Source organism: Streptomyces sp. NPDC058052, from assembly GCF_042885515.1.
GTDB lineage: Bacteria > Actinomycetota > Actinomycetes > Streptomycetales > Streptomycetaceae > Streptomyces.
Map to the genome: position 1 here is coordinate 1 of NZ_JBHVRX010000039.1, position 24,931 is coordinate 24,931.

General features: G+C 74.6%; 28 protein-coding genes. 15 read left to right on the plus strand and 13 right to left on the minus strand.

Going from position 1 to position 24,931, the window contains the following annotated elements; genetic code table 11:
• The coding region (locus tag ACFVU3_RS34660; protein WP_390072665.1) for a hypothetical protein at nucleotides 1-1,673 on the plus strand (1,673 nt) is incomplete at its 5' end.
• Between the two features lie 54 nt (nucleotides 1,674-1,727).
• On the opposite strand, the gene ACFVU3_RS34665 is transcribed toward ACFVU3_RS34660, so the two are convergent.
• Nucleotides 1,728-2,309 (minus strand): TetR/AcrR family transcriptional regulator, encoded by a 582-nt coding sequence (locus ACFVU3_RS34665; protein ID WP_390072667.1) that lies wholly within the window; start codon nucleotides 2,307-2,309, stop codon nucleotides 1,728-1,730.
• A gap of 120 nt (nucleotides 2,310-2,429) precedes the next feature.
• Between ACFVU3_RS34665 and ACFVU3_RS34670 the strand changes: the two genes are divergently transcribed.
• Nucleotides 2,430-3,089 (plus strand): dihydrofolate reductase family protein, encoded by a 660-nt coding sequence (locus tag ACFVU3_RS34670; RefSeq protein WP_390072669.1) that lies wholly within the window; start codon nucleotides 2,430-2,432, stop codon nucleotides 3,087-3,089.
• A 22-nt stretch (nucleotides 3,090-3,111) separates the two neighbouring features.
• On the opposite strand, the gene ACFVU3_RS34675 is transcribed toward ACFVU3_RS34670, so the two are convergent.
• Nucleotides 3,112-3,744 (minus strand): class I SAM-dependent methyltransferase, encoded by a 633-nt coding sequence (locus ACFVU3_RS34675; RefSeq protein ID WP_390072672.1) that lies wholly within the window; start codon nucleotides 3,742-3,744, stop codon nucleotides 3,112-3,114.
• A 50-nt stretch (nucleotides 3,745-3,794) separates the two neighbouring features.
• The gene (locus ACFVU3_RS34680; RefSeq protein ID WP_390072674.1) at nucleotides 3,795-4,202 is read right to left on the minus strand and encodes an ATP-binding protein; all 408 of its coding nucleotides are present in this window, start codon (nucleotides 4,200-4,202) and stop codon (nucleotides 3,795-3,797) included.
• A gap of 84 nt (nucleotides 4,203-4,286) precedes the next feature.
• Between ACFVU3_RS34680 and ACFVU3_RS34685 the strand changes: the two genes are divergently transcribed.
• The 3 genes from ACFVU3_RS34685 to ACFVU3_RS34695 are packed head-to-tail and all read left to right on the plus strand — an operon-like array spanning nucleotide 4,287 to nucleotide 5,775.
• A complete protein-coding gene (locus tag ACFVU3_RS34685; protein WP_390072676.1) occupies nucleotides 4,287-5,126 on the plus strand; it encodes a Scr1 family TA system antitoxin-like transcriptional regulator in 840 nt (279 codons plus the stop codon).
• Complete coding sequence (locus tag ACFVU3_RS34690; protein WP_390072678.1) at nucleotides 5,095-5,367, plus strand: DUF397 domain-containing protein; 273 nt, start codon at nucleotides 5,095-5,097, stop codon at nucleotides 5,365-5,367. Before ACFVU3_RS34685 ends, ACFVU3_RS34690 begins: the two co-directional genes overlap by 32 nt.
• Nucleotides 5,368-5,373: 6 nt before the next feature.
• Complete coding sequence (locus tag ACFVU3_RS34695) at nucleotides 5,374-5,775, plus strand: hypothetical protein (RefSeq protein ID WP_390072680.1); 402 nt, start codon at nucleotides 5,374-5,376, stop codon at nucleotides 5,773-5,775.
• On the opposite strand, the gene ACFVU3_RS34700 is transcribed toward ACFVU3_RS34695, so the two are convergent.
• From ACFVU3_RS34700 to ACFVU3_RS34720, 5 genes are all read right to left on the minus strand, one after another.
• Nucleotides 5,756-6,592, minus strand: coding sequence for a hypothetical protein (locus ACFVU3_RS34700; RefSeq protein ID WP_390072682.1), 837 nt, complete (start codon nucleotides 6,590-6,592; stop codon nucleotides 5,756-5,758). The two genes, ACFVU3_RS34695 and ACFVU3_RS34700, sit on opposite strands and share 20 nt — an antisense overlap.
• 25 nt (nucleotides 6,593-6,617) lie before the next feature.
• Complete coding sequence (locus ACFVU3_RS34705) at nucleotides 6,618-7,214, minus strand: DUF1349 domain-containing protein (RefSeq protein ID WP_390072684.1); 597 nt, start codon at nucleotides 7,212-7,214, stop codon at nucleotides 6,618-6,620.
• A gap of 90 nt (nucleotides 7,215-7,304) precedes the next feature.
• The gene (locus ACFVU3_RS34710; protein ID WP_390072686.1) at nucleotides 7,305-7,715 is read right to left on the minus strand and encodes a hypothetical protein; all 411 of its coding nucleotides are present in this window, start codon (nucleotides 7,713-7,715) and stop codon (nucleotides 7,305-7,307) included.
• 64 nt (nucleotides 7,716-7,779) lie between these two features.
• Nucleotides 7,780-8,184 (minus strand): DUF4259 domain-containing protein, encoded by a 405-nt coding sequence (locus ACFVU3_RS34715; RefSeq protein ID WP_390072688.1) that lies wholly within the window; start codon nucleotides 8,182-8,184, stop codon nucleotides 7,780-7,782.
• A gap of 72 nt (nucleotides 8,185-8,256) precedes the next feature.
• Complete coding sequence (locus ACFVU3_RS34720; protein WP_390072690.1) at nucleotides 8,257-8,925, minus strand: DUF4097 family beta strand repeat-containing protein; 669 nt, start codon at nucleotides 8,923-8,925, stop codon at nucleotides 8,257-8,259.
• Between the two features lie 234 nt (nucleotides 8,926-9,159).
• Between ACFVU3_RS34720 and ACFVU3_RS34725 the strand changes: the two genes are divergently transcribed.
• The 7 genes from ACFVU3_RS34725 to ACFVU3_RS34755 all read left to right on the plus strand — a co-directional run bounded on the left by ACFVU3_RS34725 (nucleotide 9,160) and on the right by ACFVU3_RS34755 (nucleotide 17,854).
• The gene (locus ACFVU3_RS34725) at nucleotides 9,160-9,966 is read left to right on the plus strand and encodes a helix-turn-helix domain-containing protein (protein ID WP_390072692.1); all 807 of its coding nucleotides are present in this window, start codon (nucleotides 9,160-9,162) and stop codon (nucleotides 9,964-9,966) included.
• Between the two features lie 73 nt (nucleotides 9,967-10,039).
• The gene (locus tag ACFVU3_RS34730; protein WP_390072693.1) at nucleotides 10,040-12,328 is read left to right on the plus strand and encodes an acyl-CoA dehydrogenase; all 2,289 of its coding nucleotides are present in this window, start codon (nucleotides 10,040-10,042) and stop codon (nucleotides 12,326-12,328) included.
• Between the two features lie 11 nt (nucleotides 12,329-12,339).
• Nucleotides 12,340-13,533, plus strand: coding sequence for a lipid-transfer protein (locus ACFVU3_RS34735; protein WP_390072694.1), 1,194 nt, complete (start codon nucleotides 12,340-12,342; stop codon nucleotides 13,531-13,533).
• 40 nt (nucleotides 13,534-13,573) lie between these two features.
• On the plus strand, nucleotides 13,574-15,046 hold the full coding sequence (locus ACFVU3_RS34740) for an MFS transporter (RefSeq protein WP_390072696.1): 1,473 nt from the start codon (nucleotides 13,574-13,576) through the stop codon (nucleotides 15,044-15,046).
• 114 nt (nucleotides 15,047-15,160) lie between these two features.
• Nucleotides 15,161-15,832 carry a DUF998 domain-containing protein gene (locus ACFVU3_RS34745; RefSeq protein ID WP_390072697.1) on the plus strand — a complete coding sequence of 224 codons (672 nt, stop codon included), beginning with the start codon at nucleotides 15,161-15,163 and terminating at the stop codon, nucleotides 15,830-15,832.
• A 7-nt stretch (nucleotides 15,833-15,839) separates the two neighbouring features.
• Complete coding sequence (locus ACFVU3_RS34750) at nucleotides 15,840-17,183, plus strand: sensor histidine kinase (protein WP_390072699.1); 1,344 nt, start codon at nucleotides 15,840-15,842, stop codon at nucleotides 17,181-17,183.
• Nucleotides 17,180-17,854 carry a response regulator gene (locus tag ACFVU3_RS34755; RefSeq protein WP_390072701.1) on the plus strand — a complete coding sequence of 225 codons (675 nt, stop codon included), beginning with the start codon at nucleotides 17,180-17,182 and terminating at the stop codon, nucleotides 17,852-17,854. Before ACFVU3_RS34750 ends, ACFVU3_RS34755 begins: the two co-directional genes overlap by 4 nt.
• A gap of 38 nt (nucleotides 17,855-17,892) precedes the next feature.
• Here ACFVU3_RS34755 and ACFVU3_RS34760 read toward each other — a convergent pair whose 3' ends face one another.
• The 4 genes from ACFVU3_RS34760 to ACFVU3_RS34775 are packed head-to-tail and all read right to left on the minus strand — an operon-like array spanning nucleotide 17,893 to nucleotide 21,389.
• Nucleotides 17,893-18,525: a response regulator gene (locus tag ACFVU3_RS34760; RefSeq protein ID WP_390072786.1), complete on the minus strand. Its 633-nt coding sequence runs from the start codon at nucleotides 18,523-18,525 to the stop codon at nucleotides 17,893-17,895.
• A gap of 5 nt (nucleotides 18,526-18,530) precedes the next feature.
• Nucleotides 18,531-19,700, minus strand: a complete 1,170-nt coding sequence (locus tag ACFVU3_RS34765; RefSeq protein WP_390072703.1) for a sensor histidine kinase — start codon at nucleotides 19,698-19,700, stop codon at nucleotides 18,531-18,533.
• A 19-nt stretch (nucleotides 19,701-19,719) separates the two neighbouring features.
• Nucleotides 19,720-20,460, minus strand: a complete 741-nt coding sequence (locus ACFVU3_RS34770) for an ABC transporter permease (RefSeq protein ID WP_390072705.1) — start codon at nucleotides 20,458-20,460, stop codon at nucleotides 19,720-19,722.
• Nucleotides 20,457-21,389, minus strand: a complete 933-nt coding sequence (locus ACFVU3_RS34775) for an ATP-binding cassette domain-containing protein (protein ID WP_390072707.1) — start codon at nucleotides 21,387-21,389, stop codon at nucleotides 20,457-20,459. Before ACFVU3_RS34775 ends, ACFVU3_RS34770 begins: the two co-directional genes overlap by 4 nt.
• 304 nt (nucleotides 21,390-21,693) lie before the next feature.
• Between ACFVU3_RS34775 and ACFVU3_RS34780 the strand changes: the two genes are divergently transcribed.
• Genes ACFVU3_RS34780 through ACFVU3_RS34790 form a run of 3 tightly spaced genes read left to right on the plus strand, consistent with a single transcriptional unit; the run spans nucleotide 21,694 to nucleotide 24,617 of the window.
• The gene (locus tag ACFVU3_RS34780; RefSeq protein ID WP_390072709.1) at nucleotides 21,694-22,548 is read left to right on the plus strand and encodes a MaoC/PaaZ C-terminal domain-containing protein; all 855 of its coding nucleotides are present in this window, start codon (nucleotides 21,694-21,696) and stop codon (nucleotides 22,546-22,548) included.
• Between the two features lie 35 nt (nucleotides 22,549-22,583).
• A complete protein-coding gene (locus ACFVU3_RS34785) occupies nucleotides 22,584-23,660 on the plus strand; it encodes a Zn-dependent alcohol dehydrogenase (protein ID WP_390072711.1) in 1,077 nt (358 codons plus the stop codon).
• A gap of 12 nt (nucleotides 23,661-23,672) precedes the next feature.
• Nucleotides 23,673-24,617, plus strand: coding sequence for a 3-oxoacyl-ACP reductase (locus ACFVU3_RS34790; protein ID WP_390072713.1), 945 nt, complete (start codon nucleotides 23,673-23,675; stop codon nucleotides 24,615-24,617).
• Nucleotides 24,618-24,736: 119 nt separating this feature from the next.
• Here the strand turns inward: ACFVU3_RS34790 and ACFVU3_RS34795 are convergent, their stop codons facing one another.
• Nucleotides 24,737-24,874 carry a hypothetical protein gene (locus tag ACFVU3_RS34795; RefSeq protein WP_390072715.1) on the minus strand — a complete coding sequence of 46 codons (138 nt, stop codon included), beginning with the start codon at nucleotides 24,872-24,874 and terminating at the stop codon, nucleotides 24,737-24,739.
• Between the last annotated feature and the right edge of the window lie 57 nt (nucleotides 24,875-24,931).

A 24,931-nucleotide genomic window follows, 5' to 3' on the forward strand; every position in this document is an offset into this window, starting at 1 on the left:
TCGTCAAGCTGATGACCACCGGAGAGTTCGCTGAGCAGTGGGCTGACGAGACCGGCTACTTCCCCGGTGTCCAGTCGGCGATGGAAGAGGCTCTCGCCTCGACCGACCCGCTCGTCGCCCCGTTCGCGCAGCAGATGGTCGAGGGCGGCGGCACGGGACCGCGCGGCGAGGCCCGGCCCCTCCAGGCCGTCCTGGTCGCGCTGCTCAACCTCTCCTGCCTCGGCCTCGGCTACGTCGTGCTCCGCCACTGGGTGAGCGCGGCGCTCTGCTGGGCGGCCACCGCCGGCCTGCTCCTGGTGGCGCTCCCGGCGGACGCGGACGGCGTGCCCCCGGCCGTGCTCATCGGGTACGGCGTCCTCCTGGCGGCCGCCGCGGCCGACGGGGCCCGGCGGGGCCTGCGCGCCCGGATCTCCTTCGGGACCACGGTCCGCCGCCTGGCGCTGCCGCTCGCGGTCGTGCTGCTCGCCGCGCCCGTCGGCGGCGCCGTCGCCTACGCCGGTGCCCACGCCGACGCCCGCGAGGAGGCGCGCCAGCAGGCCCTGCTGGCCCGGCTCGCGGACGCCGACGCGCTGGTGAAGGACGGGGAGGGGAAGCCGTTCGCGAGCGCCGAGGCGGGCTACCGCGAGGCGCTCGCCGCGTACCAGGACCTCGCCCGGTCCGAGGGCGGCTCGCGCGCCGCGAAGCTCGTGCCGGACCGGCTCGACGCGTACTACGTGACCGTCTCCCAGCCGTACGGGCGGAAGGCGTACTGCGACGCCGTCGCCCCGCTCAAGCACCTGCGGTCGCTGCCGGACACCGTCGACAAGGGGCTGCTGGGCGACCGCCCGGCCCGGATGGACGAGCCGCTCGCGCAGTCGCTGTACGAGTGCGGCGCGGCCGCCCTCGGCGGTTCCGCCGTGTCGGGGGCCACGGTCCAGTTCAACGACCTGACCTCGACGTTCCCGCAGTCGCCGTACGTCGCGAAGGCGGAGAAGGCGGTCGAGGACGCGATCAGGACCAAGGTCGCCGCGGTCGGCGACACCGCGGTCGACCGGTGCGACACCACCGAGGAGCTGAAGGCCCTGCGGACGGTCGCGGACGAGGTCGAGGGCGTCTCGCTGGACGGGGCGCGGGCGGACGCGGACCGGGGGGTCCGCAGGGGCGTCTTCGCCTGTGGCACCGACCAGTTCGCGGACAAGGAGTTCGGCAAGGCCGCCGAGACCATGAACGCCTACGTCAAGGACTACCCGGACGGCGAGTCCGCCGGCCACGCCCGCTCCATCGCCATCGCCGCGCAGATCGCCGGCGAGGAGCCGGAGGCCGGGAAGAAGCTGCCTCCGGCGACGGCGCCCGGCGGGGCCCGCATGACCATGGTGATCAGCAACGACGCCTCGGAGCCGGTCGAGCTCCTCTACACGGGACCGGTCACCGGCAAGGTCACCCTGAAGGCGTGCGGCGACTGCCGCAGCTACCGGACGAGCGACACCCTCCGGCCGGGCTTCAAGCCCTGCTCCGGCGCCTCCTCGAAGTACCCGAAGGTGACGATCCAGCTGCCGGCGGGCTCGTACCACCTGCTCCAGAAGCGGGCCGGGACCGGCTTCTCCACGGCCGGTGACACCAAGAGCAGCAAGGCGAAGATCGAGTCCGGCTACTCGTACACCAACTGCCTCTACGTGACGTCGGGGGTGTACTAGGCCGTCTCTTCCGGATCGTGCCGGGACGGGGCCGGCCCCCGCGGGGGCCGGCGCCTACCGGTCCGCGAAGACGATCCGGTCCACGGCGGCCGCCACCAGCGCGTCGCGCTCCTCCTCCGCGAAGACGTCGGGGAGGGTCAGCTGCTCGACGATCAGCCAGTTCAGCGTGAGGATGAGCAGTTTGACGGCGGTGGCGTCGCCGGGGAGGCCGGACGCCTCGTGGAAGGCCACGTTCTGCTCGACGTCGGCCCGGACCCGCTCGGTGAGGATCGAGCGGAGCGCGGGCCGCCGGGTGGCCTCCAGGCGCAGTTCGAGCAGGGCGAGGTAGCCGGTGCGGAAGGACGAGACGCGGACGACCAGCTCCCGCATGATCCGCGTGTAGGTCGCCTTGTCGCGGGGCGCGGTCCGGGTCTCCTCGATGGCGGCCTCGTCGGGCCGGAGCCGTTCGTAGACGCGGGCGCCGGCCTGGGTGAGCAGGTCGTCCCGGTTGGCGAAGTAGTTGGAGGCGGTCCCGGTCGGCACCCCGGCCTCGGTGTCCACCGCCCGGAAGGTCAGCCCCCGCGCGCCCTCGCGGGCCAGCACCTCGATCGCGGCGTCCACCAGCGCGGCGCGCCGCTCGTCGTTCCGCCTGGCCATGAAGACCACTCCGTTCGTAGTACTACAGTCGAACCCCTTTGAGTAGCGTACGCGCACCTGCGATGAGTTCGCGCCGCCCGGGCAGTCATGACTCCGGAACACCCGAACGAGGAGGAAGCCATGACCGCCGGCCCCCGGCCCCAGCTGCTCAAGGTCCAGAACTTCAACGTCACCGCCGACGGGATCGCCGCCGGCGAGGACCAGACCCTGGAGCGCCCCTTCGGCCACCTCGACCCGGGCCGGCTCTTCGGCTGGGCCGGGGCGACCGCCAGCTGGCCCAACCGCACCGACCCCGGCGGCAGCCGGGGCCTGGACGACTACCTGGTCCGCGACTTCCACCACGGCATCGGCGCCGAGATCATGGGCCGCAACAAGTTCGGCCCCCAGCGCGGTCCCTGGCTCGACGAGGAGTGGAAGGGCTGGTGGGGCGAGGAGCCGCCGTTCCACACCCCGGTCTTCGTCCTCACCCACCACGAGCGCCCGTCCTTCACGCTCTCCGACACCACCTTCCACTTCCTCGACGCCGACCCGGTGACCGCGCTGGAGCGCGCCAAGGAGGCCGCGGAGGGCAAGGACGTCCGGCTCGGCGGCGGCGTCACGACGGTCCGCGAGTTCCTCGACGCCGACCTCGTCGACACCCTCCACGTCGCCGTCTCCCCGGTGAAGGCCGGCACCGGCCTCAAGCTGTGGGACGCGCCCGAGGAGCTGACCGACCGCTTCCACCTGGACGTCGTCCCCAGCCCCAGCGGGGTCACCCACCACCTCTTCTGGCGGAAGTGACCCCGCCGCCCGGCCCCGCGCCTCAGGCCGTACGGCGCAGCACCCGCAGCGAGTCCGTGACCGAGACCTCCTCGAAGGCGCCGGACTCCAGCGCGCGCAGATAGATCCGGTACGGCGCCTGCCCGCCGTCCGCCGGGTCCGGGAACACGTCGTGGATCACCAGCAGGCCCCCGGGGGCGACCCGGGGGGCCCAGCCCTCGTAGTCGTTCGTCGCGTGCTCGTCCGTGTGCCCGCCGTCGATGAAGACGAGCCCCAGCTCCCCGCCCCACACCTTCGCGACCTGCGGGCTGCGCCCCACCACGGCGATCACGTGCTCCTCCAGGCCCGCCTTCCGCAGCGTCCGCCGGAAGGTCGGCAGCGTGTCCATCGCGCCCACCTCCGGGTCCACCACCGTCGGGTCGTGGTACTCCCACCCCGGCTGCTGCTCCTCGCTGCCCCGGTGGTGGTCCACCGTCACCGCGACCGTCCCGGCCTGCCGCGCCGCGTCCGCCAGCAGGATCGTCGACCGCCCGCAGTACGTGCCGACCTCCAGGAGCGGCAGCCCCAGCTTCCCGGCCTCGGCCGCCGCCGCGTACAGGGCCAGGCCCTCCCCGGCGGGCATGAACCCCTTCGCGGCCTCGAAGGCGGCGAGGATCTCGGCACTGGGCTCGGACATGGCGGTCTCCTACTGGCGAGTAGTACGTCGTTACGGGCGCCCATCGTGCCCTACCCGTCGCACTCGAACCACACCGTCTTCCCGTCCCGCCGCTCCTCCACCCCCCACCGGTCCGTGACCCCCTCCACCAGCACGAGCCCCCGCCCGCCCTCCGCCTCCGGCGCGGGCGCCTTCGCGTGGAGGGCGCCGGGCACGTGGTCCGCGACCTCCACCCGCAGCCCGTACGGCTCCCGCAGGATCAGCACCGAGCACCGGCGCCCCGGCACGTGCCGGACGACGTTCGCGACGAGCTCGGTCAGCGCGAGCGTCGCCGGACCGGCCAGATGCCCGAGCGCCCACCGCGTGAGGAACATGCGGAGGATGCGGCGCATGTGACGTGCGGAGTGCTCACCGACGGTGAACCCCATGCGGTAACTGGCCTCAAGTGCGGCGGGGTGGAGGTCTGTTGCGTCATTCATGCCTCCAGGGTGGGCGGGGGTGGTTACGCTCGGCTACGACGTGAACGCAACGCCTTGCCGCGTGACCTTGGGGGTGACCTCGCCGTGGTCAACATCCGCAACCTGGATCCGAGCGCCTCGCCGCTGGACTACTACGGTTCGGAACTCCGCCGGCTGAGAGAGGAGGCGGGCCTCAACCAGGCGCAGTTGGGCTCGATCCTCTTCTGCACGGCGTCGCTCGTGGGCCAGATAGAGACGGCGAAGAAGGTCCCCACGCGCGAGTTCTCGGTCCGGCTGGACGCGGCACTGATGACGGGCGGCCTGTTCACCCGGCTGGTGGGGCTGGTGCTGAAGAGCCAGCTGCCGACGTGGTTCCAGCCGTACGCGGAGATGGAGGCGAAGGCGACGTACATCTCGACGTACCAGTCGCAGTTGGTCTACGGCCTGCTTCAGACCGAGGAGTACGCCGGGGCGGTCCTGCGTGTGGAGAACCCCGGGCGGCTGGACGAGATGGTCGCGGCCCGCATGGAACGTCAGCGCATTCTGGAACGAACGCATCCGCCGGTTCTGTTCGTCGTGCTCGATGAGAGCGTGCTGCACCGGGAGGTCGGTGGCGCTGAAGTCATGCGAAACCAACTCGTCCACCTGTTGGGCTTCCTGGAGCATCCGTGGGTCCAGGTGCAGGTGCTGCCGTTCGAGGTGGGGCAACACTCCGGTCTGTTGGGTTCGTTCACCCTTCTGCGGTTCGACGACGACCCGGAGCTCTTCTACGTTCCGGTCTACGGCGGGGGTCATATGACGGCCGATCCGCACACGATCAGGGCTCGGTCCGTCGGCTACGCTCGGCTTCAGGCCGCTGCCCTCTCCCCGCAGGGCTCGGCGGCACTGATCGAACGTGTCATGAGGGAGCGGTATGGGCACCATCCAGGACCCGCGGTGGCGTAAATCCTCGTACAGCGGTCCCGACGGCGGCGAGTGCATCGAGTGCGCCCCGCTCGGCGCAGCCGTCTGGCGTAAATCCTCGTACAGCGGCCCCGACGGCGGCGACTGCGTCGAGGTCGCCGAGCTCGCCGCTCACGTGGCCGTCCGTGACTCCAAGGATCCCGAGGGCCCCGTCCTCCTCGCCGGCGCCGCCGCGTTCACCGCGTTCGTGCGGGCCGCCGCCGAGGGACGCGTCGGGCGCTGACCGCCGGTGACCTTCATAGGGCTGATGATCCTCGGCGTCGCGCTGGCGACGTGGGCGGGGATCACCGTCGGGGAGACGCTGAAGGCCCGTCGCGCCGGGGTCCGGCCGCGGCGGTCCGCCGCGCGGAGGGCCGCCTGGGGTGCGGTGCTCGCGTACCTGCTCGGCGGGGCGCTGCACCTGTACGGGCTCTCGTACATGTCGTTCCTCCAGCCGGAGGACGCCTGCTGGTTCAAGGCGGGACACATGGCGGTGCCGGACTCCAGCTCCGCGCTGCCGGTGAGTCTCGTCTGCGCGGGGGAGGAGATCGTCCCGTGGTGGGTGAACCCGGGGCTGCTCCTGCTGGCGCTCGCCGCCGTGGGGCTGACCGTGGCGTCGCCGGTGCTGGCGGTCAGGAACCGGCGCCGGTAGGGGAGAGCCGGAAGGCCCAGGAGTCGACGGTGTAGCGGGTCGGGTCGGCCGGGTGCGGTTCCGCGACGGTCGCGACGAGCAGGTCGCCGTCCCAGCGCAGGGACCGGATCGTCCGGGCGGCGGCGAGGGGTCTCAGCCGGGCGAGGACGGTCGTGCCGAGGTCGCGGCCGACGGTGCGGATCACCCCTCCGTCGAGGACCAGCAGGGTGCCGTCCGGGAGGACGACCGGCTTCGGCGGCTGCGGGTCGTCGAGGCGGGGGCCGGGGGAGACGGTGCCGCCGGGCAGGAGCCGGACGACCCGGTTGCCGGTCGGGACGCGCCGGTCCGCCTCGACCACGCGGACGCCCGTGCCGACGGCGTAGTGCCCGTACGAGGCCCAGCGGTCCGTCTCGGCGCCGTCGCGGTCGTACTCGCGGGTCTCGAAGATGCCGTAGCCCTCCAGGCCCAGGAGGAACCGCCCGCCGCCGCGGGCCGCCCCGCGCTCGCCGCGCAGCTCGGCGACGAGCCGGCCGTCGGCCAGGTCGAGGAGGTACGCGGGGCCGAGGAAGCCCCATGGCGTGTACTCCAGGGAGTCGGTGGTGACGAGGACCCGGCCGCCGGAGACATGGGCCGCGTTGGGGCGGCCGGCGAAGGTGTGGGTCCAGAGGGTGCGGCCGCCGGCGTCCGTCGCGCGGACCGATCCCTCCGCGCCGTGCACGGCGAACTCGCCGCGCCGGGCCAGGGGTTCGCCGGGGCGGCGGGCCCGCTCGTACGGGGGCGGGCCCTCCTCCCGGCGGTGGTCGACGGCCTCCGCGCGCCACGCTCCGATGCTCGCCATGGCGGGAGCGTAACGCCCGCCGGGCTCAGCGTCCGTCGAACAGGTGGGCCAGGGGCGCCGGGGTGAGGAGGAGGGCGCCGAAGTCGGCGCGGCAGCCCTCCCCGACGGGCGACTGCGCGACGACGCCGACCCGCACCGGGCCGGGGGCGCCGAGGGCGAACTGTCGCACCAGGCTCCACCTCCGTCCGTCCTCGGACGAGTGGAAGGCGAACCGGTCGCCGGTCCGGCTGATCCGCAGCCACAGCGCGTCCGCGGTGACGGGCGCGGCGACGGCGTCGTCGGAGCGGCCCCGGGTCACGACCGAGAAGACACCCGGCGTCCCGTCGGGCGCCCGCTCGAACGTCAGCTTCGCCCAGTGGTCGTCGTCGGCGTGGACGACGAGCGCGCCGGCGTCCCAGGAGTCCCGCAGTCCGGCCCGGACCCGGGCCGACCACTGCCAGTCCCCCTCCGGCGGCACGGTGAGCGCGAGCGCCGCGTCCTGCCGCCGGGCGCCGTCCAGCGGGTCGGTGAACAGATCGGTGCGGGGTCCGGAGGTGACCGTCAGGACGTCACCGTCGTAGGACCAGGAGGCGGGGGCGGTCACCCACTCCAGGGCGAGGGGCAGGGCGGCATCGGTCGTCATGCCGCCATGATCGCGCCCTTCCGCCCCCGCAGCCGTCCCGCCGGCCGAGGATCCAACAACCCGCACGGAAGTCCAAGCGGAGCCGTGGTCTCACGCCAGGTCGGCGCGGCCCAGCCACGCCGGCCGGACCGGCACGCCGTCCGCGTCCCGCTCGACCGGATCCTCCTCCGGCTCCGGCTCCGGTGCGGGGTCGGGTGCGGATTCCGGCCCGGCGGCGGGCGCGGCCGAGTCCTCCAGCAGCTCCGCCACCGTGAACCGGGTGACGTACGACTGCCACGCCCCGTCGACGACGAGCAGGAACCCGTCCGCCTGCCGGAGCAGCCGGCGGCGCCGCGGACTTCGCGGATGGGCGGGCTCGTGGCTCCGCGCCCGCCGCTCCAGCTCCGCGAGCGCCTCCTCGCGCGAACCGGTGACGTGCGCGACCACGTACGCCTCCGTGTGCTTCCGTTCCCCCAGGCCCACGGTCATCTCCATGACCAGTCCCCATGTCGGCACGTCCATGGAACACCCCCCGTTCTCGTCCGTGCCTCCACAGTAGGCGGCGGCACCCGGACCGCGCGGGCGGTCAGCCCCCCGCCAGCACGCCCCGCAGCGTGCGGACCCCCGTCTTCCACTCCTCGCCGTCCGACTCCTCCCACAGCTCCAGGAGTTCGGACGGCTCGGCCAGCACCCGGTCGAGCGCGGCCACCGCCTCCGCCCGCAGCTCCACCGGCAGCACCCCCAGCGGTTCCTTCGGCCCGTACGAGGTCGTCACGGCCTCCCCGCCCGGGCACTGCGCCGCCACCAGCGCGGCCGACGCGATCGCCTCCATCGACAGGTCCGCGTCCAGGTACGCGTCCCCGGTCCCCGTCACCTCCCGGAAGGCCGTGCGGAGCACGTCCGCCTTCTTCTCCGCGGACGCGGAGTCCACCCGGTAGGAGAAGTCGGCGGCGGTGTCGTTGTCGAACGGTCCGATGTCCCAGGTCCCCATGGCGTGTTCGCCCTTTCGCGGTCGTGTCGTCCAGGTGCCGTCATCGTGACAGGACCCACTGACAACGCCCGGTCAGTTGGAGTGGGCGGAGATGTCGCCGTGGGTGGTGGTGGCGCGGATGGTGAGGGCGCCCTTGCCGCCGGTGTTCTGGAGGGTGTTGTGGACGCGGCCGTAGGAGGTGCCGGCGTCGAGGGTGGCGCAGACGCCGCGGGCGGCGCCGACGGTGATGGAGCCGGACTGGGTGGTGAGGGCGAGGTCGCCGGTGACGGCTTCGGTGATCCTCAGGTCGCCGCGGGCGGTGGTGAGGGCGGCGGAGCCGTTGAGGCGGCCGATGGTGATGTCGCCGTCCTGGAGGGTGAGGCGGACGCTGCCGGCCTCGTCGAGCTTGACCGGGCCCTGGGCGCTGTCGAAGGTGACGTCCCCGAGGCGTCCGACGCCGCGCAGGCCGGCGCCGGCGGCCTTGGCCTCGACGCGGGAGCCGGCCGGCAGCTGGACGGTGATCTCGACGGCGCCGGACGGCCCGAAGAGCTGGCTCTTCGCCTCGGGCGCGGCGATCCGCAGCACCCCGTCGGCGAAGGAGACGGTGGTCTCCTCGGCGGCCTTCATGTCGCGGCTCCGGCCGGCGGTGACCGGGCGGACCTCGACGGTCGCGTCGGCGCGGTCCGCGGCGATGAAGCGGAGGTGACCGGCCGGGACGGTGACGACGGCGGCGATCGGGGCGGTGGTGGCGAAGGACTGCATGGTGACTGCTCCCGTATGGTCGTGGTCGGTGTTTCCGACATGGGAAAAGCTACGTTGCTTTCCATGATGTAGCAACTAGTTCGTTGCACTGGAATGAAATTCATGCAGGTCAATGCTGGAAATTCGTTGCAATGGAAGCTAGATTGATGCAACGGTGTAGATGGTCTCGTTGCAATGATTGGACGCTGAACGCTATGCTGGCGCCGTATCGGGCACGGATGAAGGGAGATCGCGATGCCGGGAGGCAGACTCACCCAGCAGGAACGTCAGCAGATCGCGCTGGGACTGGGCGACGGGCTCGCCTACGCGGAGATCGCCAGGCGTCTCGACCGCCCCACCTCCACGGTCACGCGCGAGGTCATGCGCAACGGCGGCCCCACCGCCTACCGCCCCGACCTGGCCCACCGCGCCACCGAGGGCCGTGCGCGCCGGCGCCGGCCCGGCGGCGACGCCCGGCCGGCCGCGCGGGGCGACGGGCGCGACGCGACCGCGGTGCGCGACTACGAGGAGGCGTTCGCCACCGTCTTCATGCAGAGCGGCCTGCCCCGCATGACGGCCCGTGTCCTCGCCGCGCTCTACGCCACCGACGCGGGCAGTCTCACCGCCGGCGAGCTCGGCGAGCGGCTCCAGGTCAGCGCGGGCTCCATCTCCAAGGCCGTCGCCTTCCTGGAGAGTCAGAGCCTCATCCGGCGCGAGCGCGACGACCGCCGCCGCGAGCGCTACATCGTCGACGACGAGCTCTGGTACCAGTCGATGATCGCCGCCGCCAAGGCCAACGAGCAGATGGTCGAGATCGCCCGGCAGGGCGTCGCCGTCCTCGGGGCCGGCACCCCGGCCGCCGCCCGGCTGGAGAACGTCGCCCGCTTCATGGACTTCGTCAGCGAAGGGATAGTGCGCGCCGCCGAACAGGCCCGGGAGATCCTGCTGTCGAAGCCCGCGCGGCCGGAGCCGCGGCCGGAACCCGGGGCGGAATCCGGGGCGGAGTCCGGATCGAAGTCCGGTCCGGCCTCCGGGCCGGAGGGTGCCGGGGAGCGGGGCTGACCGGTCCGGCGCGCCAGGATCCGCTCCGTATCTGACCTTCCGTCAGAATGGAACGTGTTCTACTCTGCGCGCCATGGGCATCGCCATCACGCACGAACAGCGGGACCTCGCCCGATCCGTCCGCGCCTGGCTCACCCGCGCCGCACCCCCCGAGGAACTCCGCCGGTGGCTCGACGCGCCCGAGCCGCCGGCCGGCCGGCCCCGGCACTGGGACGCCGCCGCCGCGCAGGGCCTCCTCGGGATCCACGTACCCGAGGAGCACGGAGGCGGCGGCGGCGCCCTCGACGACCTCGCCGTCGTCGTGGAGGAGACCGCCCGCGCCCTCCTCCCCGGCCCCTACCTCCCCTCCGTCCTCGCCGCCGAACTCCTCCACCGCGCGGGCGCGGTCGGCCCGCTCCTCGCCGACCTCGCCGAAGGCCGCCGGATCGGCGCCGTCGCCCTCGGCGGCACCGGCACCCTCACCGCCGTCCGCACCGGCACCGGACACGTCCTCGACGGCACCGCGCCCCCCGTCCTCGGCGCCGGCCAGGCCGATCTGCTCCTCCTCCAGGCCACCACCGCCGACGGCACCGTCTGGCTCGCCGTGGACAAGCCCGCCGCCGGGGCCGCGAAAGCCGCCGGGACGACCGGGGCCGCCGAGCCCACCGGATCCGCCAGGTCCACCGGGGCCGTCGAGTCCACCGGATCCGCGGAGTCCACCGGGGCCGCCGGAACCACCGGGCTCACCGTCCGCCCCCACGCCTCCGCCGACCCCACCCGGCCCACCGCCGAGGTCACCGCCGCCGCCCTCCACGTGCCGGCCGACCGGGTCCTCGCCCTCGACACCGGCCTCGTCCACGACCTCGCCGCCGTCCTCTTCGCCGCCGACGCCTGCGGCACCGCCGCCCGCGCCGTCGAGACCGCCGCCGAACACGCCCGCACCCGCGAACAGTTCGGCCGCCCCATCGGACGGTTCCAGGGCGTCAAGCACCTCTGCGCCGACATGCTCGTCCGGCTCGAACAGGCCCGCGCCCTCACCTGGGACGCCGCCCGCGCCGTCCACGACCCCGCCCGGCCCCTCGTCGCCGCCCTCGCCGCCGCCACCGCCCTCGACGCCGCCCACAGCTGCGCCAAGGACTGCATCCAGATCCTCGGCGGCATCGGCTTCACCTGGGAACACGACGCCCACGTCCTGCTGCGCCGGGCCCTCGTCGCCCGCCAGCTCCTCGGCACCGGGGACCGCCACCGCCTCGACGCCCTCCGGCACGCCGCCACCGGCCTGCGCCGCGGCCTCCGCCTCGACCTGCCGCCCGCCGCCGAGCCGTACCGCGCCGCCGCCCGCGAGGCCCTCGCCCCCGCCGCCGGACTCGACCCCGCCGCCGCCCGCCGCGCCCTCGCCCCCACCGGCTACGCCGCCCCGCACCTCCCGGAGCCGTACGGCCTCGGCGCGGGACCCCTCCAGCAGCTCGCCGTCCAGCGCGAACTCGACGAGGCCGGGATCACCGTCGCCGGACTCGGCATCGCCACCTGGGTCGTCCCCTCGCTCCTCGCCCACGGCAGCCCCGAGCAGCAGGAACGCCACCTCGGGCCCACCCTCCGCGGCGAACAGCGCTGGTGCCAGCTCTTCTCCGAGCCCGGCGCCGGCTCCGACCTCGCCTCCCTGCGCACCCGCGCCGAGCGCACCGGGGACGGCGGCTGGCGGATCACCGGCCAGAAGGTGTGGACGAGCGCCGCCCAGGGGGCCGACCACGGCATCCTGCTCGCCCGCACGAACCCCGACGCCCCCAAGCACCGGGGACTCACCTACTTCCTCGTCGACATGAGGAACACCCCCGGCATCGACATCCGCCCGCTCAAGGAGATCACCGGGGACTCCCTCTTCAACGAGGTCTGGTTCGACGGCGCCGTCCTCCCCGCCGACGCCGTCGTCGGCGAGGTCGACGACGGCTGGCGCGTCGCCCGCAACACCCTCGGCAACGAACGCGTCCACATGGCCGACCAGGTCGTCTTCGACACCGGCCTCGAAGCGCTCATCAAGGCGTCCGCCGAGGCCGACGGCTCCGTCCGGGCCCGCACCGGAGCCCTCCTCGCCGAGGCGCATGCCCTCGCCTGCATCGGCCTGCGCACCACCCTCCTCCAGGTCTCCGGACTCGAACCGGGCGCCGGCGCCAGCGTCCGCAAGCTCGTCCAGACCCTCCACCAGCAGAAGACCGCCGAACTCGCCCTCGAACTCCTCGGCCCCGACGGCGCCGTGTGCGAGGGCCCCGGCGCGGCGGCCGTCCACGGACACCTCATGTCCCGCTGCCTGACCATCGCCGGGGGCACCACCCAGGTCCAGCTCAACGTCGTCGCCGAGCGGCTGCTCGGCCTCCCCAGGGACTGAGAGGGCACACCATGAAGTCGTACATCGTCGGTGTCGGCATGACGAAGTTCGAGAAGCCCGAGACCCGCGACTGGCAGTACTGGGACATGGCCCGCGAGGCCGGCACCGCCGCCCTCGCCGACGCCGGGATCCCGTACGAGGAGGTCGGGCAGGCCGCCGTCGGCTACTGCTTCCAGGCGTCCACCGCCGGCCAGCGGGCCGTCTACGAACTCGGCCTCACCGGCCTCCCCGTCTACAACCTCAACAACAACTGCGCCACCGGGTCCACCGCCCTCATGACCGCCCGCCAGTTCGTCGAGGGCGGCATCGCCGACTGCGTCCTCGCCCTCGGCTTCGAGAAGATGAGCAAGGGCTCCCTCGGCGGCGGAGCGGGCGGCGCCGGAGACTTCAGGACCTCACCCGTCGCCCGTCACTACGGCATCATGGCCGCCGCCCACGGCTTCGAGGCGTCCCCGCCCACCGCGCAGATCTTCGGCAACGCCGCCCGCGAGCACATGGAGCGGTACGGCACCACCGAGGCGCAGCTCGCCGCCGTCGCCGCCAAGAACCACCTGCACTCCTCCCGCAACCCCCGCGCCCAGTTCCAGGACGTGTACACCGTCGACGAGATCCTCGCCGCGAAGACCGTCCACCACCCCCTCACCAAGCTCCAGTGCTCGCCCACCTCCGACGGCGCCGCCGCCGCCCTCGTCGTCTCCGAGCGCTTCGTCGCCGCCCACGGACTGGAGGACCGGGCCGTCGAGATCGCCGGCCAGGCCATGACCACCGACACCGGCGAGTCCTTCGCCTCCGGCTCCTGCGTCGACGCCGTCGGCCGCCCCATGTCCCGGGAGGCCGCGCGCCAGGCGTACGAAGCCTCCGGCCTCGGCATCGAGGACGTCGACGTCGTCGAACTCCACGACTGCTTCTCCATCAACGAACTCCTCACCTACGAGGCCCTCGGCATGTGCGAGGAGGGCGCCTCCGGGAAGCTCGTCGAGTCCGGCGCCACCACCTACGGCGGCCGCTGGATCGTGAACCCCTCCGGCGGCCTCATCTCCAAGGGCCACCCCCTCGGCGCCACCGGCCTCGCCCAGGCCGCCGAACTCGTCTGGCAGCTCCGCGGCGAGGCCGACGCCCGCCAGGTCCCCGGCGCCCGCGTCGGCCTCGCCCACAACGTCGGCCTCGGCGGCGCGGCGGTGGTGACCCTGCTCCGCAAGGCGTAGGACTTTTCCCGCATGTACGGGGCGGAAGCGGTCTGCGACCATGACACCCATGCCGCAGACCGACTCCACCACCGGATCCGCCCCGCCCCGCCCCTCCCTCCGCGCCCCCCGTCCCTGGCTCGTCGTCCTCGTCGCCTGCGCCGGGCAGTTCCTCGTCGTCCTCGACGTGTCGGTCATGAACGTGGCCCTGCCCTCCATCAAGGCCGACCTCGGCCTCGGCACCCTCGGCCTCCAGTGGGTGCTCAACGCCTACTCCATCGCCTTCGCCGGCTTCATGCTCCTCGGCGGCAGGGCGGCCGACCTGTACGGGCGCAAGACGATGTTCCTGGCGGGCCTCGGGCTCTTCACCGCCGCCTCGGTCGTCGGCGGCATCGCCCCCGAGGGCGCCTGGCTCATCGGCGCGCGGGCCGCCCAGGGCCTCGGCGCGGCCGCGCTCTCCCCGGCCACCCTCACCCTCGTCACCTCCGCCGTCCCCGCCGGCGCCGCCCGCACCCGGGCCATCGGCACCTGGACCGCCGTCGGCGCGGCCGGCGGCGCCGCGGGCGGCTTCGTCGGCGGCCTCCTCGTCGACCTGCTGGACTGGCGCTGGGTCCTCCTCGTCAACGTCCCCGCCGGCGTCCTGGTCCTCGCCGCCGCCGCGCTCTGGCTCCGCGAGGGCGACACCACCGCCGGCCGCCGCCTCGACCTGCCCGGCGCGGTCCTGGTCACCGCCGGACTCGCCACCCTCGCCTACGGCATCGTGCAGACCGAGATGTCCGGCTGGACCTCCGCCGCCACCCTCCTCCCGCTCCTCGGCGGCCTCGCCCTCCTCGCCGTCTTCGTCGCCGTCGAACGGCGCACCCGGGAACCCCTCGTCCCGCTCGGCATCTTCCGCAACCGGGCCGTCTCCGCCGCCAACGCCGGGATCCTGCTCTGCGGTTCCAGCTCCTTCGCCATGTGGTTCTTCATGACGGTGTACGCGCAGAACGTCCTCGGCTACACCCCGCTCCAGGCCGGCCTCGCCCTCGTCCCCAGCTCCCTCGCCGTCCTCGTCGGCTCCAAGGCCGCGCCCCGCGTCATGGCCGTCACCGGCGCCAAGGCCCTCGCCGTCACCGGGATCCTCGTCGCCGCCGCCGGCTTCGCCTGGCAGTCCACCCTGACCGCCGACGGCACCTTCCTCGGCACCATCCTCGGCCCCGGCATCCTCATGATGGGCGGCATCGGCCTCGCCACCACCCCCCTCGCGACCCTCGCCACCTCCGGCGCCGCCCCCGGCGACGCCGGACTCGTCTCCGGCCTGGTCAACACCGCGCGCACGATGGGCGGAGCCCTCGGCCTCGCCGTCCTGACGACCGTCGCCGCCTCCGCCCCCACCGGCCCCGACTTCTCCGTCATCGGCCCCCCGGACGGCTCCCACCTGGTCCCCGGCTACGCCCTGGCCTTCCGCGTCTCGGCCGGCGTCCTCCTGACCGCGGCCGCCCTGATGGCCGCCTGGCTGCCCCGCGCCGTACACCGGACGGTGCAGAAGCCCTAGCCGCCGTCACCGTCCGGCGTACGCCGGAGTGACCGCGCCGGGAGGACGCGACCGTCCCCGCCCCCTCCGTAGCGTCCGGACCACCGGACACGGCCACGACACCAGGAGGACGGCATGACGACGACGACGGCGGCGACGACGGCGACGGAGACGAGGAAGGCGACGACCGCGGGGGTGCGGCTCCCGCTCGGCCTGATCGGCGCGGGCACCCTGGCCCTGACGGCCGTGGAGCTGCTCAACCCCGGATACGACCTGGTGGGCGAGGCCCTCAGCCGGTACGTGCACGGCACCGCCGGCGGACTCCTCCCGGCGGGCCTCCTGGCCGTCGGCGCCGCCTCCGCCGTCCTCGCGGCACGGCTCCGGGCCGGGGCCGGGCGGATCGTGGTGGCGGTGTGGGCCGCCGGGATCCTGATCGCGGGGGTCTTCCCCGCCGACCCGCCCGGCCACCACCACCGCCCCTCGGCCTCCGAACTCGTCCACGGCAACGCCGCCTTCCTCGCCTTCGCCGCCCTCCCGGTGGCCGCCCTCCTCCTCCGCCGGACGCTCACGGCGGCCCTGCCCCGGCTGCGGACCGCCCTGAACGCCCTCACGGCGGCCTCCCTGCTGAGCACGGCCGCCCTCGCCGTCTTCCTGGCCGACGTCATGGACGGCGGCCCCTCCCTCGGCCTGGGCGGCGCCCCCACCCTCCTCGGCCTCGTCGAACGGCTCGTGCTCGCCGCCGACTTCGCCTGGGTCGCCGTCGCGCTCGTCGCGACCGCGACCGGGGAGCGGGGCCGTCGTGCATGATCGACGGATGGACCGACCGAGTGCCCCCGCCGCCGCCACCGGCCGCGCCCGCTCCACCGCCACCGGCCGTGCCGCCGGCGCGCTGCGGGGGGTCGCGCGGGCCGTGCGCCCCGTCGACGCGCTCCTCGCCGCCGGCACCGTCGTCGCCGTCCTGGCGGGCACCGCGCGCCTCGGCGGCCGGCTGGACGCGGCGGGCGCCCTGCCGCTCGCCCTCTGGCTGGGCCTGCTGCTCCTCGGCCGCCGCCGGTGGCCGCTCGCCGTCCTGCTCCTCTCCGTGCAGGCCGTCCTCGTCTTCCGCACCTCCGGACTCACCGACCTCGGCTGGATCTGGCCGGTCTCCGCCGCGTACGCCTGCCTCGCCGCCGACGACCGCCCCGGCCGCCCCGGACTGCCGTGGGCCGCCGGAGTCGGCCTGACCGAACTCGCCTTCGCCGCCGGCTGGGAGGTGACGACGCTCGGCACCGGGCCCCGCGAGGCCCTCGCCTCGCTGGGCGCCGAGGCGCTGTGGCTGGCGCTGCTGCTCGCCGCCGCCACCGCCCACCGCGACCGCCTCCGCTGGCGGGCCGAACGCGACGCCCGCCTGCTCAGGGAGGCCCGCGAGCGCGACCTGGAGGCCGGCCGGCGGATCGCCGAGGCCCGCCTGGAGATCGCCCGCGAACTCCACGACGTCGTCGGCCACACCCTCACCGTCGTCGGCCTCCAGCTCCGCGTCGCCACCGAGTCCCTGGACGACTCCCCGGCGGAGGCCCGGGCCGCCCTCGCCACCGCCCAGGAGGTCCGCACCGCCGCCGTACGGGACCTCCGCTCCCTCGTCCACGTCCTGCGCGCACCCGGGGAGTCCCCGTCCGCGGCCCCGGAGGAGCCCGCCGCCGGACTTCCGGAGCTCGCCGCCCTCGTCGACCGGATGCGCACGCCCGGCCTCGACATCCGGCTGGAGACCACCGGCGACCCCGCCGCCGTCCCGGCCCCGGTCTCCCTCGCCGTCCACCGGGTCGTCCAGGAGGCCCTCACCAACACCGTCCGCCACTCCGGTGCCGCGCGGGCCGAGGTCACCGTCCGGATCGGCGGCGGCCGCGTCGAGGTGACCGTCGCCGACGACGGCCGTCCGCCCGAGCGGCCGGCCGCCGGCCCCGCGCCCGCCCCCGGCCACGGGCTGCGGGGCATGGCCGAGCGGGTCCACGCGCTGGGCGGCGAACTCACCGCCGGACGGCCGGGGGACGGTGCCGGAGACGGGGCCGGAGAAGGGGCTCGTGACGGGGCCGGGGCGGGAGACGGAACCGGCGGCGGGACCGCGGCCGGGGCCGGATGGCTGGTCCGGGCCGTCGTCCCCGTGCCAGGCTTCCCCTCATGACGATCAAGGTGCTCCTCGCCGACGACCAGGCCCTGGTGCGGGCCGGCTTCCGCAGTCTCCTCGGCCGTGCCAAGGACATCGAGGTCGTCGGCGAGGCCGGCACCGGTGACGAGGCCGTCCGCACCGCCCGCGCCGTCCGCCCCGACGTCGTCCTCATGGACATCCGCATGCCCGGCACCGACGGCCTCACCGCCACCCGCACCCTCGCCGGGGACCCGGACCTGACGGGGTGCCGGGTCATCGTCCTCACCACCTTCGAGACCGACGAGTACGTCTTCGCGGCCCTCCGCGCCGGCGCCAGCGGCTTCCTCACCAAGGAGATCGAACCGGACGACCTGCGCCAGGCCGTCCGCGCGGTCGCCGCCGGCGACGCCCTGCTCTCGCCGAGCGCCACCCGCCGGGTGGTCGAGCAGTTCGCCCACCGCCCGGTCACCCCCGCCGAGTCCCCCGAACGCCTCGACGTCCTCACCGCGCGCGAACGGGAGGTCACCCGCCTGATCGCCACCGGTCTCTCCAACGACCAGATCGCCGAACGGCTCGTCATCAGCCCCCTCACCGCCAAGACCCACGTCACCCGGGCCCTCGCCAAACTCGGCGCCCGGGACCGCGCCCAGCTGGTGATCCTCGCCTACGAGACGGGCCTGGTCCGCCCCGGCGGCACAGCCCCCTGAGGCGACCCGCGCCTCCCGCGGGGGTCCCGCGGCCGGCCCTACAGCCAGCCCTGCTGCCGGGCCGCCCGGGCCGCCTCCAGCCGGTTCCGGGTGCCCGTCTTCCCGATCGCGGACGACAGGTAGTTCCGCACCGTCGACTCCGACAGGTGCAGCCGCCCCGCGATGTCCGCGATCGTCGCCCCGTCCACCGCCGCCGACAGCGCCTCCCGCTCACGGGCCGTCAGCGGGTTGGGCCCCGCGCCGAGCGCCGCCGCCGCGAGCGCCGGATCGACCACCGTCTCCCCGCGCAGCACCTTCCGGACCGCCTCGGCCAGCTCCTCCACCGGCCCGTCCTTCACCATGAACCCGGCCGCCCCCGCCTCCATCGCCCGCCGCAGATACCCCGGCCGGCCGAAGGTCGTCAGGATCAGCACCCGGCAGTCCGGCACCTCGTCGCGCAGCTCCGCCGCCGCGTCGAGCCCCGACCGCCCCGGCAGCTCGATGTCGAGGAGCGCCACGTCGGGCCGGGCGAGCAGCGCCCGGTCCACGATCTCGTCCCCCCGCCCGACCTGAGCGACGACCTCGATGTCCGCCTCCATCCCGAGCAGCAGCGCGAGCGCCCCGCGCATCATCCCCTGGTCCTCGGCGAGGAGGACCCGGATGGACTTGACCGGCCGGTGGTCCCGCGGCATCTCGTTCACGACCGAAAGCCTAGAGCGGGCGGCTCCTGCGCGCCGGACGGAGCGAGCACGGTCCGGCCCGCCGGCAGCTCCGCCGCCAGACGGAAGCCGCCGTCCGGGGCCGCGGCCGCGGCGAGGGTGCCGCCGGCCGCCGCGAGCCGCTCGGACAGACCGCGCAGGCCACTGCCGGAGGCGGCGGGGGAGGGGCCGCGGCCGTTGTCGGTGACGGTGAGGCGGACCCGCTCCGGGCCGCTCTCCACCGCGATCTCGCACCGGGTCGCCCGCGCGTGCCGCACCACGTTCGTCGCCGCCTCCCGCACCACCCAGCCGAGCAGCGCCTCCTCCGCCGGCTCCAGCGGCGGCCCCGACCGCCGCACCACCGGCTCCACGCCGGCCGAGGCGAGCGCGTCGCGCGCCCGGTCCAGCTCCGTGCCGAGACTGCCCTCGCGGTAGCCCGTGACCGCCTCCCGGATCTCGGTCAGCGCCTGCCGGCCCACCGACTCGATGTCGGTGATCTGCCCGAGCGCCGCGTCCAGGTCGCGCGGCGCGAGCCGCCGGGCCGCCTCCGACTTCACCACGATCACCGACAGGGTGTGGCCGAGCAGGTCGTGCAGGTCGCGCGAGAAGCGCAGCCGCTCCTGCTCCACCGCCGCCCGCGCCAGCTCCTCCCGGGTCTCCCGCAGCTCCCGCACCGTCTCGTTGAGCGCGAGGATCGCCGCCGTCACCATGACCGAGATGAAGGTCCCGTACACGATCCCGAGCGAGTCCCAGCCGTCCCGCCAGACGGTGACGGCCCCGACGGCGGCGACCAGGGGGACGGCGGTGCGCCGCAGCTGTCTCCCGCCGCGCACCACCGCGCCCAGCGCCAGGCCGAGGAGGGGGAAGAGCAGCAGCCACTCCCGGCCGTAGCCGATCGCGAGGGCGAAGGAGACCAGGACGGCCGCGCCGAGCAGCACACGGGTGGTGCGGGAGTCGCGGAGCGAGGGCGCGAAGGCGCGGAAGACGATCGCGATGTACAGGGAGTTGAAGGTCACCAGGCCGAGCAGGCCCAGCCAGGGCCGGGCCGCCTCACCGCTGGTCAGATGCGCGAGCGCGCCCACCCCCAGGAGCAGCCACGGCAGGAGGCTGATCCCGCTCGGCCCGCGCTCCTCCCGGGCCGCGCACCGCTTCCGCCACCAGGTCCTCATGCCGCCCCCGCCCCTCCGGTCACACGGTCCGTGCGGAACGACGGTACGAGACCGCCGCGTACGCCCCGAAGAGCGCCGTCCAGGCGGCGAGCACCAGCAGCGCGGCCGCCGGCGGCGCGTCTCCGCCGGCCAGGGCCGTCCCCACCTCGGCGAAGCGGTGGGTCGGGGTCCAGGAGGAGAGCGCGGCCAGCCAGCCGGGGAAGAGCGACACCGGGAACCAGAGGCCGCCGACGACGGCCAGACCGAGGTTGCACGCCACGTTCACCGCCCCGGTCGCCTGGGGCGTCAGCCGGTAGCCGTTGCCGAGGCCGAGCAGGGTGAAGGGCAGCGAGCCCAGCCAGAGCGCGAGCGCCACCGCCACCCACTGGAGCGGCGGCATCCGCACGCCGTTGACCAGCCCGCCCGCCAGCATCACCGCCGTGATCGCCGGCAGCACCACCACCGCGCCGGTCAGGGCCCGGCCCGCGACCACCCGGCGCGGGGTCATCGGGGTGACCCGCAGCTGGCGCAGCCAGCCGGTCGACTTGTCCTCGGCGACGCCGCCGCCGAGCGAGAGGGCCGCGCCCAGCGCGCCGTACGCGGCCATGCCCACCATGGCGCCGGTCCTGAAGGCGGGGTCGTCCTGCCCGCCGAGGTTGGTGAAGAGCAGGTACATCAGGACGGGGACGCCGAGGGTGGAGATGACGAAGCCCTGGTCCCGCAGGGTGCGGCGGATCTCCAGGCGGGCGTACGCGGTCGTGGTGGACAGGGCGGTGCTCATCGGTTCGGCTCCAGTTCCCGCGCGGGGCGCGTCCGGTCGGTGGCGTGGCCCCGGGTGAGGCCGAGGAAGACGTCGTCGAGGGAGAGCGGGGCCACCTCCAGGCCGTGGATCGCGTCCCGCGCCGCCAGGGCCCGGACGGTGGCGTCGGAGTCGTCGGTGCGCAGCCGGGCGCGGTCGCCGCGGACCTCCACCTCCGTCACTCCGGGCAGCCCGGAGAGGAAGGCGGCCGGGGCGCCGGCCAGGTCCACGGCGACGAGCGCCCCGCCGGCCGTCCGCTTCAGCCGCTCCGGGGTGTCGTCGGCGACGATCCGGCCGCCGTCGAGGACGACGATCCGGTCGGCGAAGGCGTCGGCCTCCTCCAGGTAGTGGGTGGAGAACAGGACCGTGTTGCCCCGCCGGGCGTAGCCGCGCATCGCCGCCCAGAACACGCCGCGCGCCTCGACGTCGAGGGCGGAGGTCGGCTCGTCCAGGACGATCAGCCCGGGGTTGCCGGCCAGCGCGACGGCGAACCGGACCCGCTGGGCCTGGCCGCCGGAGAGCCCGCCCACCCGGCGGTCGGCCAGGGCGGTGAGCCCGGCGAGGGCGAGGGCGTCGGCGACGGGCATCGGCTCGGGGTAGGTGCCGGCGACGAACCCGACCAGCTCGCGGACGGTGACCCGGGGGGCCGGCCGGCCCTCCTGGAGCATCGCCCCGACCCGGCCCGCGGCGACGGCCCGTGCGGGCGGGTCGCCGAAGAGCTCGGCCCGGCCGCTGTCGGGGGTGTCGAGGCCGAGGAGCAGGCCGATCGCGGTCGACTTCCCGGCGCCGTTGCGCCCCAGCAGGGCGACGGTCTCCCCGCGCCGGATGGTGAGGTCGAGGCCGTCCGCCGCGCGGACGGAGCCGTACGTCTTGGTGACCGTCGCGAGGACGGCCGCGGGTTCGTTCGTCATGCCTCGACGCTACGGAGGGGCGGGCCCGCCGCGGCAGGCGTCCGCGTACGGATCCGGCCGTGACAAAAGTCCTGGGCGGACGTCGCCGGCTACCCGCGCACAAGTGTCTGACGTACCGTCAGAAGTGTGGCGTGCGAGGGTTCCCAACCCATCGGCCCTCCGCTATACATGGGGGACACCGAACTGGAACGCGTTCTAGAAGGGCGCGTACGGAACGGTTCCCGCACGGCCTCGGCGTGACCGACGGTGCGGACGGTCGCGCCGAGGTCTTCCACTCCAAGGACCTCCAAGGAGCAGCAAGTCGATGCCCATTGACCCCGCCAAGGCCCTCGCCGCCGAACCCCGCAGCGCCGAGATCGCCTGGGACCACAAGGACGTCCAGCTCTACCACCTCGGCCTCGGGGCCGGCAGCCCCGCCACGGACCCCGCCGAGCTGCGCTACACCCTCGAATCGCGGCTCCACGTGCTGCCCAGCTTCGCCACCGTCGCCGGCGCCGGCATGGGGGTCGTCGGCGGGCTCTCCGCCCCCGGCATCGACATCGACCTCGCCGCCGTCCTCCACGGCGGCCAGTCGATCACCCTCCACCGACCGCTGCCCACCGGCGGCCGGGCCGTCTCCACCTCCCGCGTCGCCGCCGTGTACGACAAGGGCAAGGCCGCCATCCTCGTGCTGCGCTCCGAGGCCGCCGACGCCGACGGCCCGCTGTGGACCTCCGACGCCCAGATCTTCGTCCGCGGCGAGGGCGGCTGGGGCGGCGACCGCGGCCCGTCCGAGCGCCTCGACGTGCCCGACCGCGAGCCGGACAAGACCGTCGAGCGTCCGGTCCGCGAGGAGCAGGCCCTCCTCTACCGGCTCTCCGGCGACTGGAACCCGCTCCACGCGGACCCCGAGTTCGCCGCCCTGGCCGGCTTCGACCGCCCGATCCTGCACGGCCTCTGCTCGTACGGCATGACCCTCAAGGCCGTCGTCGACACCCTCCTCGACGGCGACGTCACCCGCGTCCGCGCCTACCGCACCCGCTTCGCCGGGATCGTCTTCCCCGGCGAGACCCTGCGCATCCGGATGTGGGCCGGCGAGGGCCGCGTCCAGGCGACCGTCACCGCCGTGGAGCGCGACGACGCACCCGTGCTCGCCGACACCGTCGTCGAGCACTCCTGACCCGACCCACCACCTCGAACGAGGGGAGCCGCACCATGCGCGCAGCCGTACTGCACGAGATCGGCCAGGACAAACTGGAAGTCCTCGACGACGTCGAGGCGGTGGGCTTCGGCCCCGGCAGGGTGCGGATCCGGGTACGGGCCACCGGCCTGTGCCACTCGGACGTCTCCGCCATGAACGGCGTCCTGCCGCAGCCGGCGCCGTTCATCCCCGGCCACGAGGGCGCGGGCGAGATCCTCGACGTCGGCGACGGCGTCACCGGACTCTCGGCCGGCCAGCGCGTCCTGCTCTGCTGGCTCCCCGCCTGCGGCACCTGCGCCGCCTGCAGGCGCGGCCAGACCCAGCTCTGTCTCGCCGGCTTCATGAACGCCGGCACCCCCAACTTCAAGCGCCCCGGCGGAGACGTCTTCGGCTTCGCCGGCACCGGCACCTTCACCGAGGAGGTCGTCGTCGACGCCGGCTGCGCCGTCCCGATCCCCGACGACGTGCCCTTCGACATCGCCGCCCTCATCGGCTGCGGGGTGACCACCGGCCTCGGCGCCGCCATCAACACCGCCAAGGTGGAGGCCGGTTCGTCCGTCGCCGTGATCGGCTGCGGCGGCGTCGGCATCTCCGCCATCCAGGGCGCCCGGCTCCAGGGCGCCGCCCAGATCGTCGCCGTCGACCCCGTCGAGTCCCGCCGCGAGGCCGCGCTCCGCTTCGGCGCCACCGAGGCCGTCGCCCCCGAGGCCCTCGGCGACGCCAAGCAGCGGATCACCGCCGGCGAGGGCTTCGACTACGTCTTCGAGGTCGTCGGGAAGTCCGCCACCGCCCGCACCGCCTACGAGACGACCCGGCGCGGCGGCACCCTCTGCGTGGTCGGCGCCGGCGCCATGGACGACAACCTCCAGCTCAACATGTTCGAGCTGTTCTTCGACGAGAAGCGGATCCTGCCCTCCATGTACGGCGGCGGCGACGTGCTCCGGTCGTACGAGCGGGCCATCGCGCTCTGGCGGGCCGGCCGCATCGACCTGGAGTCGCTCATCACCCACCGGGTCCCGCTCGCGGGCATCAACGACGCCCTGGAGCAGATGCGGACCGGCGCGTCCCTCCGTACCTGCATCGAGATCTGAGAGGAACCGGACATGTCACTGCCTCTAGAGGGGCTCAGCGCGATCGTCACCGGCGCCGGGCGCGGGCTCGGCCGCGCCGAGGCGCTCGAACTGGCCCGGCTCGGCGCCGCCGTCGTCGTCAACGACTACGGGCAGCCCGGCCGGGACGGCTCCGGGGAGGCGTCCGCCACCCCCGCGGAGGAGGTGGCCGCCGAGATCACCGCGGCCGGCGGCCGCGCCGTCGCCCACCTCGGCGACGTCTCCGACTTCGAGACCGCGCGGAGCCTGGTCGACCTGGCCGTCGCCGAGTTCGGCAAGCTGGACGTCCTCGTCAACAACGCGGGCATCCTCCGCGACCGGATGGTCTTCTCGATGAGCGAGGACGAGTGGGACTCGGTCGTCCGCGTCCACCTCAAGGGCCACTTCAACACCACCCACTTCGCCGCCGTGCACTGGCGCGGACGGTCCAAGGCGGGGGAGGCCGGCGTCTACGGCCGGATCGTCAACACCTCCTCCGAGGCGTTCCTCGCCGGTTCGGCCGGACAGCCCAACTACGCGGCGGCCAAGGGCGGCATCGTCGGCCTCACCACCTCGACCGCGCTCGCCCTCGCCCGCTACGGGGTGACCGCCAACGCCATCTGCCCCCGCGCCCGCACGCGCATGACGGAGGACGTCTTCGCCGGCTTCGCCGAGCCCACCGCCGAGGACGAGCTCGACCCGCTGTCGCCGGAGCACGTGGCACCGCTCGTCGGCTACCTCGCCTCCCCGGCGGCGGCCCGGGTCAACGGACAGCTGCTCGTCGTCCACGGCGGGATGGTCGCGGTCGTCGAACGGCCCCGGGTGGCGGCCAAGTTCGACACCACCAAGGAAGCCTTCGGCTTCGAGGAACTGGACGGGCTGCTCACCCCGTACTTCGCCGAGCGCCCGCCCGGCGAGACCTTCGCGGCCTCCGAGGTCCTGGGGCTGAAGAAGGGCTGAACCGGCCCCGGGGGGTGACGGCGCCGGGAAGCGCCGGACCGTCACGGAGGGGGAGGGGAGACGAAGGGCCCCGGGGGAGCGGATCCCCCGGGGCCCTTCGTCACGCGCGCGTGCGAGCGCTAGCGCTCGTCCGCCTCCCGGCGGTGCCGGCCGTGCGGGGCGGAGGAGGACTCCTCCGCCGCCGCGGCCGAACCGCGGTGCCGTCCGGCACCCGTGTCCTGCGACTCCTGCGTCGCCTCCGTGCTGTTCTGCGTCATGGACGTACTCACCCCGTTGGAACGTGCTGTGCTGTGCTGTGCTGTGGTGCGGCGGTG

Excerpts from the sequence above, each read along its gene's own strand:
- ACFVU3_RS34790 (WP_390072713.1), top strand. The coding sequence starts at position 23,673 with ATGTCACTGCCTCTAGAGGGGCTCAGCGCGATCGTCACCGGCGCCGGG.
- ACFVU3_RS34700 (WP_390072682.1), bottom strand. The coding sequence starts at position 6,592 with ATGGCGAGCATCGGAGCGTGGCGCGCGGAGGCCGTCGACCACCGCCGG.
- ACFVU3_RS34680 (WP_390072674.1), bottom strand. The coding sequence starts at position 4,202 with ATGAATGACGCAACAGACCTCCACCCCGCCGCACTTGAGGCCAGTTAC.
- ACFVU3_RS34720 (WP_390072690.1), bottom strand. The coding sequence starts at position 8,925 with ATGCAGTCCTTCGCCACCACCGCCCCGATCGCCGCCGTCGTCACCGTC.
- ACFVU3_RS34760 (WP_390072786.1), bottom strand. The coding sequence starts at position 18,525 with ATGCCGCGGGACCACCGGCCGGTCAAGTCCATCCGGGTCCTCCTCGCC.
- ACFVU3_RS34730 (WP_390072693.1), top strand. The coding sequence starts at position 10,040 with ATGGGCATCGCCATCACGCACGAACAGCGGGACCTCGCCCGATCCGTC.
- ACFVU3_RS34780 (WP_390072709.1), top strand. The coding sequence starts at position 21,694 with ATGCCCATTGACCCCGCCAAGGCCCTCGCCGCCGAACCCCGCAGCGCC.
- ACFVU3_RS34665 (WP_390072667.1), bottom strand. The coding sequence starts at position 2,309 with ATGGCCAGGCGGAACGACGAGCGGCGCGCCGCGCTGGTGGACGCCGCG.
- ACFVU3_RS34750 (WP_390072699.1), top strand. The coding sequence starts at position 15,840 with ATGGACCGACCGAGTGCCCCCGCCGCCGCCACCGGCCGCGCCCGCTCC.
- ACFVU3_RS34690 (WP_390072678.1), top strand. The coding sequence starts at position 5,095 with ATGGGCACCATCCAGGACCCGCGGTGGCGTAAATCCTCGTACAGCGGT.
- ACFVU3_RS34735 (WP_390072694.1), top strand. The coding sequence starts at position 12,340 with ATGAAGTCGTACATCGTCGGTGTCGGCATGACGAAGTTCGAGAAGCCC.
- ACFVU3_RS34775 (WP_390072707.1), bottom strand. The coding sequence starts at position 21,389 with ATGACGAACGAACCCGCGGCCGTCCTCGCGACGGTCACCAAGACGTAC.
- ACFVU3_RS34740 (WP_390072696.1), top strand. The coding sequence starts at position 13,574 with ATGACACCCATGCCGCAGACCGACTCCACCACCGGATCCGCCCCGCCC.
- ACFVU3_RS34755 (WP_390072701.1), top strand. The coding sequence starts at position 17,180 with ATGACGATCAAGGTGCTCCTCGCCGACGACCAGGCCCTGGTGCGGGCC.
- ACFVU3_RS34675 (WP_390072672.1), bottom strand. The coding sequence starts at position 3,744 with ATGTCCGAGCCCAGTGCCGAGATCCTCGCCGCCTTCGAGGCCGCGAAG.
- ACFVU3_RS34710 (WP_390072686.1), bottom strand. The coding sequence starts at position 7,715 with ATGGACGTGCCGACATGGGGACTGGTCATGGAGATGACCGTGGGCCTG.
- ACFVU3_RS34785 (WP_390072711.1), top strand. The coding sequence starts at position 22,584 with ATGCGCGCAGCCGTACTGCACGAGATCGGCCAGGACAAACTGGAAGTC.
- ACFVU3_RS34725 (WP_390072692.1), top strand. The coding sequence starts at position 9,160 with ATGCCGGGAGGCAGACTCACCCAGCAGGAACGTCAGCAGATCGCGCTG.
- ACFVU3_RS34795 (WP_390072715.1), bottom strand. The coding sequence starts at position 24,874 with ATGACGCAGAACAGCACGGAGGCGACGCAGGAGTCGCAGGACACGGGT.
- ACFVU3_RS34715 (WP_390072688.1), bottom strand. The coding sequence starts at position 8,184 with ATGGGGACCTGGGACATCGGACCGTTCGACAACGACACCGCCGCCGAC.
- ACFVU3_RS34670 (WP_390072669.1), top strand. The coding sequence starts at position 2,430 with ATGACCGCCGGCCCCCGGCCCCAGCTGCTCAAGGTCCAGAACTTCAAC.
- ACFVU3_RS34745 (WP_390072697.1), top strand. The coding sequence starts at position 15,161 with ATGACGACGACGACGGCGGCGACGACGGCGACGGAGACGAGGAAGGCG.
- ACFVU3_RS34770 (WP_390072705.1), bottom strand. The coding sequence starts at position 20,460 with ATGAGCACCGCCCTGTCCACCACGACCGCGTACGCCCGCCTGGAGATC.
- ACFVU3_RS34765 (WP_390072703.1), bottom strand. The coding sequence starts at position 19,700 with ATGAGGACCTGGTGGCGGAAGCGGTGCGCGGCCCGGGAGGAGCGCGGG.
- ACFVU3_RS34705 (WP_390072684.1), bottom strand. The coding sequence starts at position 7,214 with ATGACGACCGATGCCGCCCTGCCCCTCGCCCTGGAGTGGGTGACCGCC.